This window comes from Cyanobacteria bacterium FACHB-DQ100, from assembly GCA_014695195.1.
Lineage (GTDB): Bacteria > Cyanobacteriota > Cyanobacteriia > Leptolyngbyales > Leptolyngbyaceae > Leptolyngbya.
Genome location: JACJNW010000019.1, coordinates 240,436 through 258,723 on the forward strand (window position 1 = coordinate 240,436; position 18,288 = coordinate 258,723).

Here is an 18,288-nt window from a genome sequence, read left to right on the forward strand (position 1 = left end):
AATGCTCAGTTCTGTCGCTTATATGTATCTGCGCTCCCTGCATCTTCGCAATTTTCGTAACTATCACGACCAGCACATTGATTTTACGGCTGCAAAAACGATTCTGCTCGGCAACAATGCTCAGGGAAAGTCGAATTTGCTGGAAGCGGTGGAGCTATTGTCTTCGCTAAAATCGCATCGAACTTCCCGCGATCGTGATTTGATTTACGACGGTGAAACGCTGTCTCAAATCACCGGAAACTTAAAGCGCGAAATTGGAGAAATTGAGCTAAGCATGACGCTGCGCGAAAGTGGGCGGCGATCGGTCGCGCAAAATGGGGTATCAATGCGGCGACAACTCGATTTTCTCGGCACGTTAAACATGGTGCAATTTTCTAGCTTAGACCTGGACTTAGTGCGGGGAGGGCCGGATCAGCGTAGACATTGGATTGATGCGCTCTTAGTTCAACTTGAGCCGATTTATGCGTATGTGCTGCAACAATATAACCAAGTGCTGCGGCAGCGAAATGCTTTACTCAGAGCGCGATTAAAAGAGGAAAGTGAAGGCAGAGCCGTTTCATCACCGGATTTAGCGCTGTGGGATGCTCAGTTAGCGATCGCCGGATCAAGAGTAATTCGACGGCGTGCGAGAGTGTTAGGTCGATTAGCGCCGTTTGCGGAACAGTGGCATCAAGCAATTAGTGGTAGTACGGAAAAGTTAGAGATTCACTATGCGCCGAATGTTACTGCTGAGACGGATACGCCGGAAGCGTTGCAGCAGGCATTTTTAGAGAAAATTCAGGCAAGAGCGATCGCAGAACAACATCAAGGAACGACGTTAGTGGGAGCGCACCGGGATGAGGTGGAGTTTTTGATTAATCAAACGCCTGCTCGTCAGTATGGTTCACAGGGTCAACAACGGACTTTAGTTTTAGCGTTGAAGTTAGCAGAGCTTAAATTGATTGAAGATGTGATCGGAGAGCCGCCGCTTTTATTGTTAGATGATGTGTTGGCGGAATTGGATTTAAACCGACAAAATCAATTGTTAGAAGCGATTCAGGATCGGTTTCAGACCTTGATTACCACAACACATCTAGGATCGTTTGATGCTCAATGGATAGATTCAGCACAGATTTTAGAGGTGAAGGCGGGACAACTTTATCAAGCGTGAGCTGGGTTCTCTCACTGCGTTTGAGTTGTCGGGAAACGAACTGATTGTATGAATCTCATACCAAATTGATCTTTAATCGCTACAGCTCTTGCAAGCCCCCTAGATCCCCCATTTGGGGGACTTCAAGCCAAAGAAGAAGATTGGATTCTCAAAGTCCCCCAAAATGGGGGATTTAGGGGGCACGACTGGACATCAACGAAGCGAAAAATCCGCCGAACTCAGGTATCTATTAACTCTCCAACATCTGCAAGTGATACAAGCTGGCGTAGAGTCCACCCAAATCTAAAAGCTCGTCGTGCGTTCCCGATTCGACAAGCTGACCGCGTTTTAATACCAAGATGCGATCGACATTCCGAATCGTCGAAAGTCGGTGAGCAATAATGATCGCAGTGCGATTCACTAGCAATCGTTCTAACGCTTCTTGGATCAGGGCTTCGGTTCCGACATCTAAGCTGGCGGTCGCTTCGTCCAAAACGAGAATTCTCGGATCGCGGATCGCTGCGCGAGCAAATGCAAGAAGCTGTTTTTGCCCGCCAGAGAGATTCGTGCCGCGCTCCCGCAGCATGGTGTCGTAGCCCTGGGGCAATTGTTCGATCAAGCGATCGACATTGGTTTGCTCAGCCGCCGATCGAACTTGCTCAAAGCTGTAAGATTCTCCTAGCGTGATGTTGCTCTTCACATCCCCTGCAAACAGAAAGCCATCTTGCAAAATAATCGCCATTCGTCGCCGCAGTTCTGCCTGAGGCAAATCGCGAATATCTACTCCATCCAGTAAAATTCTGCCTCTAGTGGGGTCGTACAACCGACTGAGTAAGCGAATGATCGAGCTTTTCCCGGCTCCGGTCGGTCCAACTAACGCAACTTGCTCACCCGGACGAATCGTGAAATCGAGGTTTTGCAGCACATATTCATCCGACTTGTAGGCGAACGAGACGTTTTCAAAGCGGATTTCACCTTCGTTTTTAGAAGGAGGAATATGTCCGTCTGCCCGATCGCGAATCTCGATCGGTTCCGTCAAAATCTCGCTGACGCGCTCAACTGCGGTAAATCCGGCTTGAATTGCGGTGAATTTTTCGGCAAACTGACGCAACGGATCAAACAGACGTTGAGCATACAGAATAAAGGTTGAAAGCACCCCAAAGTTGAGATTTCCACCTGTGACGAGCCAGCCACCAACCCCAAGAACGCCTGCGATCGCAACAAGCGAAACCCATTCCAAGGTGGCAGAAACCGCAGAATCGTGAAAGATCGTGCGATCGACTTCTTTGATATAGCGCTTATTCACAGTGCGATATAGTTCACTGTTAAATTGCTCTCGTCGGAACAGTTGCACCACTCCAATTCCAGTGATGTTCTCTTGCAACATCGAATTGAGTTCCGAAAGTTCCTCACGCGCTCGATAGTTCGCTTTGCGGTACTGCTGCTGAAAATACACAATCAATCCCGTCACCGGAATCAGCATGGAAATCAACAGTAACGCCAGTTGCCACTGAATCAGGAACATTGCGCCCGCGATAAACAGCATCGTTGCCAGATCGCCAATGACCCCGATCGCACCTGTTGAAAAGACTTCTCCCAAAGCTTCGACATCACTGGTGAGGCGCGTGATTAACTTCCCAACTGGAGTGCGATCGAAGAATCGCACCGCCAACGAAGTCACATGAGTAAACAAATCACTCCGAATATTCGCAGTAATTCGCTGACCGACATTCTGAACTAAGAAGCCCTGAGCCGCATCGAACACCAATCGAAGTAAGACGGTCGCAAGCAATAAAAGCGCTAGAGCATTTAATCCAGTTTCCAGAGAGAAGTCGCGCAAAAAACCAAAGGGAAAATCGAAGGCGGAAGGTTCACGCTTCAACAGAGAAACTGCTTTACCAATCAGAATCGGCTGTACGGTGCTGGCGATCGCTGACGGAACCAGAAACACCAGCGACAGCAGCAAAAATCGCGCATTCCGACGGGCGTAAGGCGCAAGGCTGAGAAATAAACGCCAGTCAGTTTGTTGGGGGCGGCGAGAAGAAATCATACGATCGCGGCAGTAAGTTGATTCCGAATTTGATCAATAACGTGACTCACGTTGTCCGTATCCAGCCGATAGCTTAAGGGGTGAGCAATCAGCCGCGCTGTACTGTGAAACAACACATCGATTTCGATCAGTCCGTTTTCTCGCAGAGTGTTTCCAGTGGCGACTAGATCGACGATCGCTTCTGACATTCCCGTAATTGGGCCTAACTCGACTGATCCGTAAAGCGGCACGATTTCGACCGGCAAATCTAAGTTCTCAAAATACTCACGGGCGCAGTGAACAAACTTAGATGCCACACGACCATGCAGCGGCAATTCTAACGACGATCGATAATGACTCGAAGCCTTCACCGCAACCGACATCCGGCACTGCCCAAACCCTAAATCCACCAGATGCGCCACATTCGGCGTTTTTTCTCGTAGCACGTCATAACCCACGATTCCAAGCTGTGCCTGCCCGTATTCGACATACACCGGAACATCTGCGTTCCGCACTAATAAGGCTTTCGCGGTTCCGGTTGGGTCTGTAATTTGCAGTTGTCGATTGCCAGGTTCGAGAAACGCGCTAAAATCTAGCCCGATCGCGTTTAATAACCGAATACTGTCTTTTAATAATCCGCCTTTCGGCAATGCAACCGTCAACATACATCAAACTCTTTAAGAGAAATGTCAGAATCTATATCTTAGATCCGGATCGATTCTTTTTCCTTTAAGTCTTGGGGCATGAAAATTCTGCTGGTCGATGATGAAATTGAAATGGCTGAACCACTGAGCCGTTCGTTGACCCGTGAAGGGTATGAGGTGGATGTCGCGCAGGATGGCGATCGTGGCTTACAGCTTGCGTCGGCGAATCAGTATGATTTGTTGATTTTGGATTGGATGCTGCCGGGGCACTCTGGCTTAGAAATTTGTCGGCATCTTCGATCGCGCAGGGACGCGACTCCGGTGCTGTTTCTCACGGCAAAAGATACGATCGACGATCGTGTTCAGGGACTCGATGCCGGGGCAGATGATTACATCGTCAAGCCGTTTGAATTGCGAGAACTTCTGGCGCGGGTGCGGGCGTTGTTGCGCCGACCTACGACGATCGAGCCTGCTGCTATCCCTCGATTGCGGGTCGATGGCTTGGAGTTAGATGTCCAAAATCAAGTGGCATATCGTAATGGTCGAGCGATCGAGCTTTCCGAAAAAGAGAGTCAACTGCTTGCCTATTTGATGCGGCAACCGAATCAGCTTCTGACGCACGAGCAAATTTCACAGTATCTCTGGAGCGAGAGTGAGAAACCGACCAGTAATGCTTTGGTCGCGCAGATTCGACTACTCCGTCGCAAGATAGAAGCGAAAGGCGAAACTCCGTTGATTACGACTGTTTATGGTAAAGGTTATCGATTTGGAAGCGCTTGAACTTCATTAGGAAGATACTCATTTTTAGACTCATCTACTACAATTAAGTGCTCTCCAATCGTTGTTCGACGAGTCCCGACGTGCCGCAATCTGATTTATCTTCACAGACTTTTATCGATTGTATTAACAAGGTGAAAGCCCTATCGCTGCAAGAGTTCGATCGACAGATTCAAGCCCATCAACTGTATTATCACACCCGCGATCATATTGTTCAGGTGCAGCGTCGATCGCAGTTGATTTATGAAGCCATTCGATCTGATTTGGGCGCAGATGCGATTGATCAAATTGAACGCTTGCTTGATCTTTGTGTGATTGCTCACGACATGGTGCAAGTGTTTGAAGTGCAGTTACAGCCTCATATGGCGAGATATCGATCGATAGGGGTGAGTGAGGCAGCAACGCTTGCGCGGTTGTTTGACTATCTTGATTTGCACTGTTCGACGGTTTCGATTGAAGGCGATCGATTCATCATTCGATCTGCGATCAATGCAACAATTTGTAATTTTGATGTGAGAGAACAATCTATCTATCAGCCTGCTCTCAATCAACCCGACTTGCCGATCGTCGCTCGGATTCTCGCACTTGCGGATTTAGGTGCGTTAGGAATAGATGGAATTGCTATGTACAACCGGGAAGGCAGCCTATTGTTTTTGGAAGAAAACTTAGATGTGGTGCCATTGCTGCAATCCGGTGCGATCGTTGATCTTGAAGTGACTGATCCAGCACTTGCAGAGAACATTCGACAACGCTTGTTAAGACGCTGCCGATTTCAGGTGAATTTGGCAAAAAGTCGTTTGGCAAGGTTTGAGCAGGAGATCGAAGCGTTCCCGAAGGGTGCGATCGATAAGCTGCGTCGAGAGGTGTTTCAGTATCTAACTGCGGCAACCATTCAAGAAATAGAAGCGACGACACCGAGGAGCGATCGAACTTCGTTGAAAGAGTTGCTAGAGTTCTTTGACTTTGAACAGTATCTCAGTCGGACTTAGGCTTCTGGAAGTTGTTTGCGGTTGCGATCGTAAATCTCGTAGAGGCGTTTGAGGACTTCGATCGGGATTCCGGCAACAGGAATGAGAACTTTGATGGCTTCGATTCCGCCTGCAAAAATGATGCTGAAGATATCTTGCCAGCGTTGCCAATTTTGCGGATCGTTTTGGGGCATGGTGGCGAAGCCGTTGATTAAGATATCGAAGATTTCTGCATCGGTTTTGGTTGGATATCTGGTTCGTAGTTTTGTCAGGAGATGGGCAAGCTGCTGATTCGCTTCAGTGTTTGGCTCTGGAGCATGGTTATGCTGAATACCAATTTGATCACCTTGAATCGTGACATCACCGGAGTTAATATTACCGACTTGATTGATGTGGAAAACGGGATGGTTTTTGGAAGATTCAGTCATGAGGTTGAAGAATCGATTTGAATTGGTTTGCAACAATGGCGATTTGAGCCTGCTGGAAGTTTTTCTGATTCAATATGTCCTGGAATGGTTGGGCGTTTGGGGTTAGATATTAGTAAAAGCGGTTTTAATCATCTTATCAAATTTCAATATCAGAAGCTTCGTTCGCCTGAAGTAGAACTTGAGTATAGAGTGCAGAACTAACCCTGAAATAGGCTTGCTCGATTAGCGCGTCTAGAACGGGTCGAATTTGAGGAATTAATTGACGTTGTTTTGCAATCAACAGAATGCCTAAAATTCCAACGATCGAGATTCCTAGTTTTTCGGCTTCTCGTCGTCATTTGCGTTCATCAATCAGGAGTTCATCTGCCTGTTGCTCCAGAACTAAGACGATCGCATGACATTCACCTGGATCAAGATTGCAATCTTGCTGTAGAGAAGCTGCCATTGATAGATTGTTAATTGCTTTCGTTTCTATCTAATCAGATGATAAGACTGTTTGAATGATCGGATTTGTAGCATTGCTCAGTTCTTGTGCGACGATCGCTGGAATTAAAACTCTGCCATAGATCGTTTGAAGTAACCAAAGATGATTGACGATCGCAAGATTACACAAAGCGGAAGTGTCGCTCACGATGATCATAACCAGCCTCGATCGCGAAGATGCTGAACATCTTCTTGGAATTCTTCTACGTCATAGTGGACGCAGATTCCGCGATCGCTAATCACTTTTTGAAAATCCATAACGTGCATTTTTGCGATTTTGCTGGCGCTGCCGATGCTGATGCGGTCTTGCTGGAAGAGAACGATCGCGAGTTCGAGTCGCAGATCGGCTTCGGTTAAGGAGCTGTAGTCAGGAAGATCGATTGTGATTTGCATGATGATGAATGGAGCGGCGGGAATAACTTGATTTTATCTTGGGAAAGAAGTGCGAACATTGGGTTGAGTGAAGCGATCGCGTCTCAGTTATGGATGATTGTGTTGCTCACCGATTTGATTGCCTTCGATGTGAACAGTGCCAGGGTTGAGATTTCCTACAGATCCGATGTTGTAAATGGTGGTAGGTGAGCGATCGTTGTTTTGGGGAGTTTGTCGATCGACTTTCTGTGCTTCTAGATAAGCTTGATAGATTTCGTAGTTGTAGTATTTGCAGTTCTCTTGGATGGCAAGGATGACACGAAAGACATCTTGACCGGAATCCGTTGGAATTAAGGTGAGGAGATGGGAAAGATGTTGAGCGATCGTGTCTGCGTATTTCTTTGCAACCTCGAGTAATTCGGCTGCTGCCATCCCACGCACATTAGAGTCAGAATCTTTTAACAGCTTGAGCAAACCATCTACTGCTTGCTCAGTTCCAATCGTTCCTAATGCCGATGCTGCACTCCTACGCACATTAGGGTCAGAATCTTCCAACCGCTTGAGCAAACCATTTACTGCTCGCTCAGTTCCAATCGTGCCTAATGCCGATGCTGCCCTCCTACGCACATCAGGCTCAGAATCTAACAGCTTGAGCAAACCATCTACTGCTTGCTCAGTTCCAATCGTTCCTAATGCCGATGCTGCCATCCTACGCACATCAGGGTCAGAGTCTTCCAACCGCTTGAGCAAACCATCTACTGCTCGCTCAGTTCCAATCGTGCCTAATGCCGATGCTGCCATCCTACGCACATCAGGGTCAGAGTCTTCCAACCGCTTGAGCAAACCATCTACTGCTCGCTCAGTTCCAATCGTGCCTAATGCCTCTGCTGCCCTCCAACGCACATAAGGCTCAGAATCTTCCAACCGCTTGAGCAAACCATCGACTGCTTGCTCAGTTCCAATCGTGCCTAATGCCGATGCTGCACTCCTACACACATAAAAGTCAGAATCTTCCAACCGCTTGAGCAAACCATCTACTGCTCGCTCAGTTCCAATCGTGCCTAATGCCTCTGCTGCACTCCAACGCACATAAGGCTCAGAATCTAACAGCTTGAGCAAACCATCTACTGCTCGCTCGGTTCCAATCGTGCCTAATGCCGCTGCTGCACTCATACGCATACCAGGGTCAGAATCTTCCAACCGCTTGAGCAAACCATCTACTGCTTGCTCAGTTCCAATCGTGCCTAATGCCGATGCTGCACTCCAACGCACATCAGGGTCAGAATCTTCTAACCGCTTGAGCAAACCATCTACTGCTTGCTCAGTTCCAATCGTGCCTAATGCCTCTGCTGCACTCCTACGCACATTAGAGTCAGAATCTTCCAACCGCTTGAGCAAACCATCGACTGCTTGCTCAGTTCCAATCGTGCCTAATGCCGATGCTGCACTCATACGCACATCAGGCTCAGAATCTTCTAACCGCTTGAGCAAACCATCTACTGCTTGCTCAGCTCCAATCGTGCCTAATGCCGATGCTGCCCTCGCACGCACATCAGGCTCAGAATCTTCCAACCGCTTGAGCAAACCATCGACTGCTCGCTCAGTTCCAATCGTGCCTAATGCCGATGCTGCCCTCCTACGCACATCAGGCTCAGAATCTAACAGCTTGAGCAAACCATCTACTGCTTGCTCAGTTCCAATCGTGCCTAATGCCGATGCTGCCCTCATACACACATAAAAGTCAGAATCTTCCAACAGCTTGAGCAAACCATCTACTGCTTGCTCAGTTCCAATCGTGCCTAATGCCGATGCTGCACTCATACGCACATCAGGCTCAGAATCTTCCAACAGCTTGAGCAAACCATCTACTGCTTGCTCGGTTCCAATCGTGCCTAATGCCTCTGCTGCACTCCAACGCACATTAGGGTCAGAATCTTCCAACCGCTTGAGCAAACCATCTACTGCTCGCTCGGTTCCAATCGTGCCTAATGCCGATGCTGCACTCCTACACACATAAAAGTCAGAATCTTCCAACCGCTTGAGCAAACCATCTACTGCTTGCTCAGTTCCAATCGTGCCTAGTGCCTCTGCTGCACTCCAACGCACATAAGGCTCAGAATCTTCCAACAGCTTGCTCAAGCTATTAATGGCAATATCCGATCTCGTCTCTTCCAAAAACTTAACTTTTAGCCACGTCGGTACTTCCAGCGCATCCACACATTCAACCGTCCGCGCCTGAAACTCTGACCTCACTTCCCCCGCCAATCTTGCTCCCAACTTTCGATCGACCCCTAACGCCCATTCCACCACCCGAATCGCCAGCGCTTCATCTTCTACCGTTGCCAGCATTAACGCCAATGGCTCCGTCCACTTCAAATAGTTGAAATAGTTTTGCTTGAGTTTGTCCCCCGTCAAATCTCGTAGCTGCTCCAATAGTGCTTCTGCTGCATAAAATTCCTGAATCAGTTGATGCCGAAACTCCAATTCTTCACGGTTCGTCCCGACCTGAATCAAATGATACTTCTGCAAATCCCGCAAACACTTCCGCGCAAAATCCTCTGCATACTGCACTTTTCCATCTAGAAATTGCGCGATCGCTCTCACCGCCTCTTCTCTCCGAATCGCTACTCGAAACTCTGTCGGCTTCTCTCCCTGCATCATCACCCAAGCCAACTGTTGCAGCACAGGCTTCCACCAAGCCCGGTCGCTCTCAATCCTCACATCGTCTTTCAAATACCGCTCATACCCCTGCGTAAACTCCCGAAACACCAATCCCAAATTCTCTGGAATCGTCCCGGTTTGCTGAAACACCCCGCACAGCATCCACAGCAATAACGGCGTTTGTCCAAACTCACGCAATCGGTCTTTCAACCGCCGCAGCATTGCCTCTGCTTGCTCTGGCACATAAGCGCGAATAAACGTCTGCATTTGCGCTTCCGTGAGCGGTTGCATTTCCAATTTCTGTTCAATTCCCAGATCTCCCCCAATGCTCAGATCTCGCGTGGTGAAGATCATCGGCAGTTTGGGATGATTGCGGCGAAAGGCGGAAAGCTGCGATCGCGCTTCCTCCGATGGCAATTCATTCACCCCATCGAACAAGAGCAGCGATCGCTTTAACGCTTCCTCAAACAATTCAGCAGGCATCTCATGTCGCATCAACGAATCGCGGATTAATTGCTCGATCGACCCCTGCCAATACCGCAACTCGACCAACACCGGAAGTCTGGACGATGCGATCGTTGCTTCTTCCAGCATCAACCGCGCCAGCGCTGTAGACTTCCCCGAACCCGGTCGCCCGACTAACAAAACGTGCTGCTCTGCATACTTCCGAATCCCTTCGAGTACCAGAAAGCGCTCGATCTTTTCCTCCTCACGCCGCTCTTCTTTCTTCACCGTTTGAACCATCAGCCCAAAATCAAACTTCGACGCTGCTTGTTTTGCCTGCTGTTCTTTTCCCGCAGCATCGGTTAGCGTGTAAAGCTGCCACCACTTTTCATAAGTGGCACAGATCGACTCAAGATAGGGCTGAAACTGAGAAGACATCGATCGTTGAATTAAGGGCGAGAGGGGATTTAGAGAATGATCGATCGTGAGATAAAAGAGCAAAAGCGTGAATCGAATTTTCCCTGCGTCGAATTCGATCGGCATTGCGGGATATACATAATTCTGTCACGCGAATTCGATTTTCCCTATGTCAAATTCGATTTTCTCTGCGTCGAATTCGATTGGCGCTGCGGAATATACATAATCTCATTGTGTCAATCGAATTCGACAACGTGCGAATTTTATTTCCTTGTGAAATTTACGGAAAACTTGTAAATCGTCCCTCAGCAAGCCGGATCTATGCCCTTCCAATTTCCAATCTCTCTCAGGGAACAATAACAATACACCCTTTAAAAATGGAGAAAATCCATGCCTACTAAACGTCTCTCCCGCGAGATTCTGCAACAAGATATCGAGTCAATGAATGGGCTGAGTACCATTGCTGGTTATCAAACAAACCGTACAGAAGCAACTCCAGAAGGCTTACAAGCTGCTTACCGAACGATGCTGACTATGCAACAACGCCAAATTGAACAGCAAGTGCTCGCCCGCGAAGCTGCCGAAGCTGCACGTCAGGCAGAACAGGCTTTTCATAATGCGGTTCTTGCGATGAAAGAAGTTGTCAAAGGGCAATTTGGTTCTGATGGCAAAGAAGCACTCGCGATCGGACTCAAGCGCAAATCCGATCGTAAACCTCCTAGCCGTAAACCCAAAGCGGGGTTAGTTCGCTAATTGAGTTCAGTCAACATCAGTAGCTGCTCTATTCCGGGGTAGCTACTTTGCAATTCAGTTACTCAGCAAATTCTTGAGTTCTTGTTCGCGATGTTCGAGCCGTTCCGCTAGCAGATTCACCACAAAGCGATGAATATTCGCAGCTAACAACGGATTAGAACTTTCAATCTGCTCGAATGCCTCAGAAGAGAGGAAATACAGCACACTCGGCTTATCTGCCACGACGGAAGCCATGCGTACTGTCTGGCGATACAAGCCCATCTCACCGATCGTGTTCCCGATCGTATAAGTCCGAATTCGCTTTGTTTGCTTCTGATCCAGGTCTATCACCACGCTCACTTGCCCTGAACCAACAAAGTACAATCCATCAAACGGATCACCCTGATAAAACAAATACTCTCCAGGCTGAAGCACACAAGTTTTCAGCATCAACATCAATCGATCAACCTGCTCCGGATCGAGAAACGCAGACTTCAAATAGCGACGAAAGGCACGATCGGGATACTCTGAACTGGGTTCAAGTTGGATTAACGGGTAAGCTTGTAGGATTTGTTGTTCGCACCATTCTAAGCCACGATCGAGATCATCAAATCGATGACACAACGGAGCAGTTTCATCTAAACAATCTCCCTGACTTAACCATTGCTTTGCTTCACGAGACAATTGCGTAAACAATAGATGCACCTGTTTCTCGGTTGCAAGCTGTCCTAATTTGGCAAAACTTAACACCGCAGAAGCATCAAGTCCGCTCACTAATCGAAAATCTAGAATGACAAACCTGACTTGTGAATTCTGGTCTAAATGAGCGCGAATTTGATTGAGTAACTTGTTTGCTGTGCCAAAAAAGATCAATCCTTGTAGCTCTAGCACCAAAATCTGCTGACCTTTTGCTTCAAGGATATCCATTTCTTCGGGTGTTCGGAGAACATTGCTGTGATGATATGTCCCTGAGCTAATGCGTTTCGTGATGGCAAGTTGACTATACTGAATCACAAACAGCACGATCGCAGCCATCAATCCGACTGCAATTCCCTGCAAATATCCCGCCGTTGCCGTCACCGCAACAATCAGCAAAATAATCCCGTAGTCCGATCGTGAAAACCGAAACCAAGCTTGATAAATCCACTCATACAAGGGTTCAATTCCATATAGAAGCGGCAGTCCAACCAGAATGAACTTCGGACAGTAGGCTAAACTCTCAGCACTACCAAACGCAATTGCAAAACACAGCGCCGCAATCATTCGTCCGACTAATCGCGATCGTCCACCCAACTGAATCGCGAGTGTTGTTTCATTCAAACTCGAAAACCCACCCGCACCACCCCCTAAACCAGAGACGATCGAAGCTGCTCCTGCAATCTTCAATTCTTGATTCAGGTCAAAATCGCGTTTCACCAATAGTTCAATGCCATTCGCGTTGAGCAATAACGCGATCGCTTCAATTAGCCACAATGCGGCTAGAGTCGGAAGCTGTTGAGTGATAACTGTCCAATCAGCGTGGGTAACGGCTGGGATCGCAGTAAATTGGAATAATGCACCTGATGGCATTTCTCCGAGTAACCATTGTTGTGTTGTTGCCTCTTGGATTGTGGTTCCGGTAAGGGCAAGCCCAGCATAAAAGAGCGCGATCGATGCCACAATAATTCCTGGAAGCAACAGAAAATGCTGAAACGACTTTGGCAGAACATACATCGCCAGCGCAAAAAACACCGCAGGTAGCCATTGAAGCAGCACATTCGGTTGCAAAAAGACTGACACGGTTAAATGATCATAATCAACATCACTGAGCGACTGAAGCGCACCCTGAACTAACAATAGTCCTGTACTGGCAATAAACCCACCCACGACCGGATAAGGAATAAATCGAATCAGTCCACCAAGCCGAAACTTACCCAACGCCATTAGAATTGCACCGCCCACAATCGAATTCAGCACGATCGTTGCAGACAGCGTGAGTAACTTTTGTTCAGTCGTTGCATTCGGCATCAATTCGACAATCTGACGCGCAATCAGGCTCAGAACTGGGATCGAATTATCCGAAAGCGTTGCAACTACACCTGGATACGAACTGAATAAAGAAGCGATCGTATTGATCACTGCTGCACTAAACAACAGCACGCCAATTCCCCAGGGAAGCGCCTCAGAGAATCCACCTGAAAAGATGACTGCTCCAAACGAAACGCTGGTAATCACCGTGAGAGTCCCCATTGTTCCACCTGAAATGAGATTCAGGAACAATTGGTTCTCATGCTTTTTGGCAGGTGCATTCTTCACGCGTTGAATTGATAAAAAAGCATGGAAAGCAATTTCAGCCTACACTAGCTCACCAAAACAAGTCACGCGAGATCGATCGAAATCCTTCTTCAGATGGAAACGATTGGTGCAGTCAGAGGGTTAATTTCTGTGTAGGTTCAAACGCTGTGCTTATGGAATTTCAGGAACTCTTCAACGGAATCGTTGTTCAGGGATTATTTGAAGAGTTGTCTAACTTCTTTTCAACTCACTTATTCACCTTTGGTGGGAAGCAATTTTCGATCGGCTCTATGGTCGAATTGTTGTTCCAACTCATCATTGTTCTGGTTATTTCTAATTTAACCAAGCAGCTTTTGAAACAGCGAGTGTTTCCGGGAGTTGGCTTGAATATCGGTACAAGCGAATCCCTGTCCACGATCGGTAGTTACGTAGTGACGCTGATTGGTTTTTTCGTGGTGATTGAATCAACGGGCATTAACTTCAGTTCACTGACGGTGTTTGCAGGCGCGATCGGGCTTGGATTTGGGATTGGCTTACAGAACATTACCAGTAATTTCATTAGCGGCATCACATTGTTATTTGAGCAGCCTGTTAAGGTTGGAGATTATATTGAGGTGGAGCAATTAGCGGGAATTGTTGAAGACATCTCGATTCGCAGTACAACTATCCGGACAATTAACAATGTGTTTGTGATTGTGCCGAATAGCCGATTTCTAGAGAATGGTGTCGTCAACTGGAGCTATCGCGATCCAAAGTGTCGCATTGTGATTCCGATTTTAGTCGTTGACGAAAGTGATTCGCTTACGGTGATGGAAGCCCTGTTAGCAGCGGCGCGTCAAGAATCACGAGTATTAGCGGCTCCTTCACCGGAAGTCTACTTTAAGGGATTGGATGCTGAAAAATCGATGTTGAAGTTTGAATTGCTGGTGTGGATCGAGCGTCCGATCGAGCAAGATTCAATCAAAAGCGCTCTACAATTCCTGATCGAAGCAGAATTTCGCGATCGCGACCTGGATACGAAAGCAGCTCCGACTGATATTGTGTTTAACGATTTACCCACGATCGCTCAACTGCTACAAGGTATCCAAAATGGTTCACCGCCTAAAGCGATCGCACCTGATAAACCGATTAGCGGCTGGCTTTTGCGCGATTTGCTGAAGAAAGTGAGCTACTTTCAACATTGTTCTGATGTCGAATTGCGCCAAGTGATCGAAAAAGGCTATCGAAAAAAGCTAGCAGCAGGTGAAGTGATTGTGCGGGAAAATGATCCGGGCGATGCGTTTTATTTGATTCTTTCGGGTGCGGTCGAAGTGGTGGTGGAATCGATCGATCAACAAGTGGCAGTCCGACGATCAGGCGAATTTATCGGAGAGATGTCGCTGTTGTTAGGGACACCCCGAAGCGCGACGTTACGCACGATCGAAGATACCATTCTGTTCATCGTGGATCACGCTAATCTACAGAGCTTACTCAGTAGCCATCATGAATTAGCCGATCAGATCGCGGAGGCACTGTCTCAGCGTCAAGAAGCGCTTAAAAGTTTGGGAGTGACCGTGACTGAAGCGACGAAAGAAGAAACGCCATTTCAGTTAATCCGCAAGCAGATCGAGTCAATCTTCGATCTTTAATTCCCCAGATAGATACTGCGGCAGTTGAGTTCGCGGTAGGCTCAGCAACGAACTTATTTCGGCAGCCCACAGCAATGTTATTGTTGCTTTTTCATATTGCTGGAGATATCTATGCGATCGACAGCACTCACATTGTAGAAGTGCTGCCGCTTGTGCTGCTGCGAAAAATTCACCAAGCTCCGAAGCACATCACAGGTGTGTTTCAATATCGCAATTGTATTGTGCCTGTCGTTGACTTATGCCAACTGATTCAGGGGGAGCCTTGCCGATCGCGCTACAGTACCCGAATTATGATGCTGCACTACACTACCAAAAAGGGCAATCGCGCTTATGTCGGATTGTTAGCCGAGCGAGTCACAGAAACGCTCGATCAGCCTGACCTAATGCCGTCGGCTCAAAGTGATAATGGCTCTTACCTGGGCGAAGTCTTGATGCACGAACAAGACATGATTCAGCGATTACGGTGGGAGGCGCTGGTCTCAGATGTTCAAAACGTTGCATTAATTGGGGGAGGAACTGGTTAGGTGAATGCTACAAACAACCATTGAAGCAATGTTAAGACAGAAGATCGGATTAGATGCAAACAGTATCGGCTCAAATTCGATCGCTTATGCGATCAATCAGCGCCGTTTGTGTTGCGGGCTTCCGACCTTGAAAGATTACTACGATCGCCTGAAGCATTCATCTGAAGAACTCGATGCACTGATTGAAACGGTTGTCGTCCCTGAGACTTGGTTCTTTCGCGATCGTGAACCTTTTGTGTGCTTAAAACATTGGATCAAAACTGAGTGGAATCCAAATTCTACCTTGCGCGTTTTGTCGGCACCTTGCTCAACGGGGGAAGAACCTTATTCGATCGCGATAACTCTGCTCGAAGCAGGACTAAGCAGCGCTCAGTTTCGGATTGACGCGATCGATATTAGTCAAGTTGCTCTGGAAAAAGCGAAAAGAGCTACTTATACTAAGCGAGCATTCCGGGGAGAAACATCAATTAATCCTGCATATTTTCAAACCGTTGACGACCGATATCAGGTGCGATCGCACATTCGCGAGACAGTTCAATTCATGCGGAAGAATCTTTTAGAACCGAACAGTTTACTGAGGCATGAATATCAAGTTATTTTCTGTCGAAACCTGCTGATTTATCTAGATCAACCTGCACGATCGCAGGTAATCAACACGCTAGATCAAGCTCTCAGTTTCTCTGGCTTACTATTTGTTGGCTCCGCAGAAACCTTACAGATTTCATCGCGACAGTATCAGCCTGTGGCTCATCCTGTCGCATTTGCTTATCAGAAAATTAAACCGTCCCCAGCCGCACCTCAAAAAGCGTCTATTAAAGCACCCATTGCTGCACCGCCAAAACCAAAGCCTACTCCCGCAGTCTCACTTTCCAAACTAGAGCAAGCTAAACAACTGGTCGATCGCGGACAACTGACCGAAGCCGCACAGCTTTGTAAAGCCCATCTTGCGCTCGATCGCACGAACGCGAACGCCTACTTATTGCTCGGTAAAATCTATCAAGAACTCAATCAAATTCAACCCGCAGAACAAGCCTTTCAAAAAGCAATCTATCTTAACCCTAACTTCTATGATGCTTTGATTGAATTAGCAGTCTTAAAAGAACAACAAGGAGATCTCGCAACAGCAACCCGCCTAAAAGCAAGAGTACAACGGCTTCTCAATTTATAGTTATTACGTTTATGCTGAACAAAATCACCAATCGAATTCTACTGGGATACTCAATCCCGCTAATTTTTCTGATCATCTTAAGCGCGATCGTCTATCGTACCTCTACTCGCACCTTTCAACTCCAAGCCCAAGCCCAAAGAGCCGAGCAAAATATTAGAAATACCGATGCCCTAGTGGATGGCATCAATCGAATGGTCGCGGCCGCTCGGGGATACTATATCTTTCCAGAACAACGAGCAAACTCTACGAGAGTTTACAACGACGGGCGCAGCCAAGCGATCGAAAAAGCTCAACAGCTACAAACTGCCGACAATCCCAGAGTGAGAGGGGCAGCGAATGAATTGTCGCAACTGATCGAGCAGTCCGATGAAACCTTCCAAAATGTTTTTCGCTTAGTGGGTCAGAACAATCTGCCTCAAGCAAGAACACAGCTTTTACGCACTAGAATTACAGACTTACAAGCACGGCGCAATCGAATTGTGAGTGAGCTTGAAAACGAACTTGCTCAGATTCAAGCTTCTGCTGGCGACTCTCAAGGTTTTTTGCTGAGATTAATTATTGTTGGAACGCTGCTCGCACTCATTTTAACCCTGATTGTTGGCTTGTTGAATAGTCTGCCTTTAAGACAGCAGCTTCCCAAAGTCGTGAATGCCGCAGAAGCGATCGCAGACGGAAACCTTGCTTACTCCCTAGATGACACCAAAGACCGAACCGAAGTCGGACAACTGCTGAATGCGTTTCAAAACATGATCAAAAGCTTGAATAAATTAATCTCGCAAGCTCAGCGATCAGGCATTCAAATCAGCACCTCAACCACGCAGATTGCAGCCGCCGGAAAACAACTCGAAGCTACGGTCAACGAGCAGTTTGCGTCAATGAACGAAGTGAATGCAACAGCGCGACAGATTGCGATGACGGCTGGAGGCTTAGTAAAGTCGATGGATGAGGTTGTAAAAACTGCACAAGAAACGACCAATGCTGCATCCAATAGTCAAACGAATCTGGACAAGATTCAATCCGCAATGCAGCGATTAGCTTACGCCACGAATTCGATCTCCTCAAAGCTGAAAGTGATGGACGAAAAGGCAAACAATATCAATACAGTCGTCACCACAATCACAAAGGTTGCGGATCAAACTAACTTGCTATCGCTTAATGCTGCGATCGAAGCTGAGAAAGCTGGAGAATACGGAGCCGGATTTGCAGTCGTGGCGCGTGAAATTCGTCGTCTCGCTGACCAATCCGCAGTGGCAACGCTGGAAATTGAACAGATGGTGAAAGAAATGCAGTCCTCTGTGTCCAGTGGTGTGATTGAGGTTGATAAATTCCGCAATGAAGTGAAGCAATACGTCGAAGAAGTTGGCAATGTGAGTGAGCAAATTGCAAGCTTTATCACAGAAGTTCAGGGACTCACGCCGCAATTTGTCACCGTCAACCGAAGTATGGATGAACAATATCGAGGAGCCGAGCAGATTAGCACTGCGATCGCTCAGTTACGCGATGCTTCACAACAAACCGTCCAGTCGATTCAAGAAACCAACCACGCTCTGAGGCAGCTTGATGATGCAACGAGAGGCTTACAGCGTGAGATTTCGCAGTTCAAGGTGTAA

The 18,288-nt window shown here is 47.5% G+C and carries 14 protein-coding genes and 1 pseudogene; 8 read left to right on the plus strand and 7 right to left on the minus strand.

Annotation, left to right across the window (positions count from 1 at the left end; all coding sequences use genetic code 11):
- Nucleotides 1–22: 22 nt before the first annotated feature.
- Entirely contained in the window at nt 23–1,150 is a 1,128-nt protein-coding gene (gene recF / locus H6F51_06065; GenBank protein MBD1822063.1) for a DNA replication/repair protein RecF, read from the plus strand.
- Between the two features lie 229 nt (nt 1,151–1,379).
- On the opposite strand, the gene H6F51_06070 is transcribed toward recF, so the two are convergent.
- The gene (locus tag H6F51_06070) at nt 1,380–3,179 is read right to left on the minus strand and encodes an ABC transporter ATP-binding protein (GenBank protein MBD1822064.1); all 1,800 of its coding nucleotides are present in this window, start codon (nt 3,177–3,179) and stop codon (nt 1,380–1,382) included.
- Nucleotides 3,176–3,823, minus strand: a complete 648-nt coding sequence (locus H6F51_06075; protein ID MBD1822065.1) for an ATP phosphoribosyltransferase — start codon at nt 3,821–3,823, stop codon at nt 3,176–3,178. Before H6F51_06075 ends, H6F51_06070 begins: the two co-directional genes overlap by 4 nt.
- Nucleotides 3,824–3,901: 78 nt before the next feature.
- On the opposite strand from H6F51_06075, the gene H6F51_06080 reads away from it, so the two are divergent.
- Nucleotides 3,902–4,582: a response regulator transcription factor gene (locus tag H6F51_06080; GenBank protein MBD1822066.1), complete on the plus strand. Its 681-nt coding sequence runs from the start codon at nt 3,902–3,904 to the stop codon at nt 4,580–4,582.
- 47 nt (nt 4,583–4,629) lie between these two features.
- Entirely contained in the window at nt 4,630–5,568 is a 939-nt protein-coding gene (locus tag H6F51_06085; GenBank protein ID MBD1822067.1) for a hypothetical protein, read from the plus strand.
- On the opposite strand, the gene H6F51_06090 is transcribed toward H6F51_06085, so the two are convergent.
- From H6F51_06090 to H6F51_06105, 4 genes and pseudogenes are all read right to left on the minus strand, one after another.
- Nucleotides 5,565–5,975, minus strand: coding sequence for a hypothetical protein (locus tag H6F51_06090; protein MBD1822068.1), 411 nt, complete (start codon nt 5,973–5,975; stop codon nt 5,565–5,567). The genes H6F51_06085 and H6F51_06090 overlap by 4 nt on opposite strands.
- A 136-nt stretch (nt 5,976–6,111) precedes the next feature.
- Nucleotides 6,112–6,615 (minus strand): annotated as a pseudogene (locus H6F51_06095) (DUF3368 domain-containing protein).
- Nucleotides 6,612–6,851, minus strand: coding sequence for a UPF0175 family protein (locus H6F51_06100; protein ID MBD1822069.1), 240 nt, complete (start codon nt 6,849–6,851; stop codon nt 6,612–6,614). Before H6F51_06100 ends, H6F51_06095 begins: the two are co-directional and overlap by 4 nt.
- 87 nt (nt 6,852–6,938) lie before the next feature.
- Nucleotides 6,939–10,478: a HEAT repeat domain-containing protein gene (locus H6F51_06105; protein ID MBD1822070.1), complete on the minus strand. Its 3,540-nt coding sequence runs from the start codon at nt 10,476–10,478 to the stop codon at nt 6,939–6,941.
- A 264-nt stretch (nt 10,479–10,742) separates the two neighbouring features.
- On the opposite strand from H6F51_06105, the gene H6F51_06110 reads away from it, so the two are divergent.
- Nucleotides 10,743–11,105 (plus strand): hypothetical protein, encoded by a 363-nt coding sequence (locus tag H6F51_06110; protein ID MBD1822071.1) that lies wholly within the window; start codon nt 10,743–10,745, stop codon nt 11,103–11,105.
- A gap of 54 nt (nt 11,106–11,159) precedes the next feature.
- On the opposite strand, the gene H6F51_06115 is transcribed toward H6F51_06110, so the two are convergent.
- Entirely contained in the window at nt 11,160–13,313 is a 2,154-nt protein-coding gene (locus tag H6F51_06115) for an SLC26A/SulP transporter family protein (GenBank protein ID MBD1822072.1), read from the minus strand.
- Between the two features lie 218 nt (nt 13,314–13,531).
- Between H6F51_06115 and H6F51_06120 the strand changes: the two genes are divergently transcribed.
- The 4 genes from H6F51_06120 to H6F51_06135 all read left to right on the plus strand — a co-directional run bounded on the left by H6F51_06120 (nt 13,532) and on the right by H6F51_06135 (nt 18,288).
- Nucleotides 13,532–14,986, plus strand: a complete 1,455-nt coding sequence (locus H6F51_06120; GenBank protein MBD1822073.1) for a mechanosensitive ion channel — start codon at nt 13,532–13,534, stop codon at nt 14,984–14,986.
- Between the two features lie 74 nt (nt 14,987–15,060).
- A complete protein-coding gene (locus tag H6F51_06125) occupies nt 15,061–15,510 on the plus strand; it encodes a chemotaxis protein CheW (GenBank protein MBD1822074.1) in 450 nt (149 codons plus the stop codon).
- 4 nt (nt 15,511–15,514) lie between these two features.
- The gene (locus tag H6F51_06130) at nt 15,515–16,678 is read left to right on the plus strand and encodes a tetratricopeptide repeat protein (protein ID MBD1822075.1); all 1,164 of its coding nucleotides are present in this window, start codon (nt 15,515–15,517) and stop codon (nt 16,676–16,678) included.
- Nucleotides 16,679–16,689: 11 nt separating this feature from the next.
- Entirely contained in the window at nt 16,690–18,288 is a 1,599-nt protein-coding gene (locus H6F51_06135; protein MBD1822076.1) for a methyl-accepting chemotaxis protein, read from the plus strand.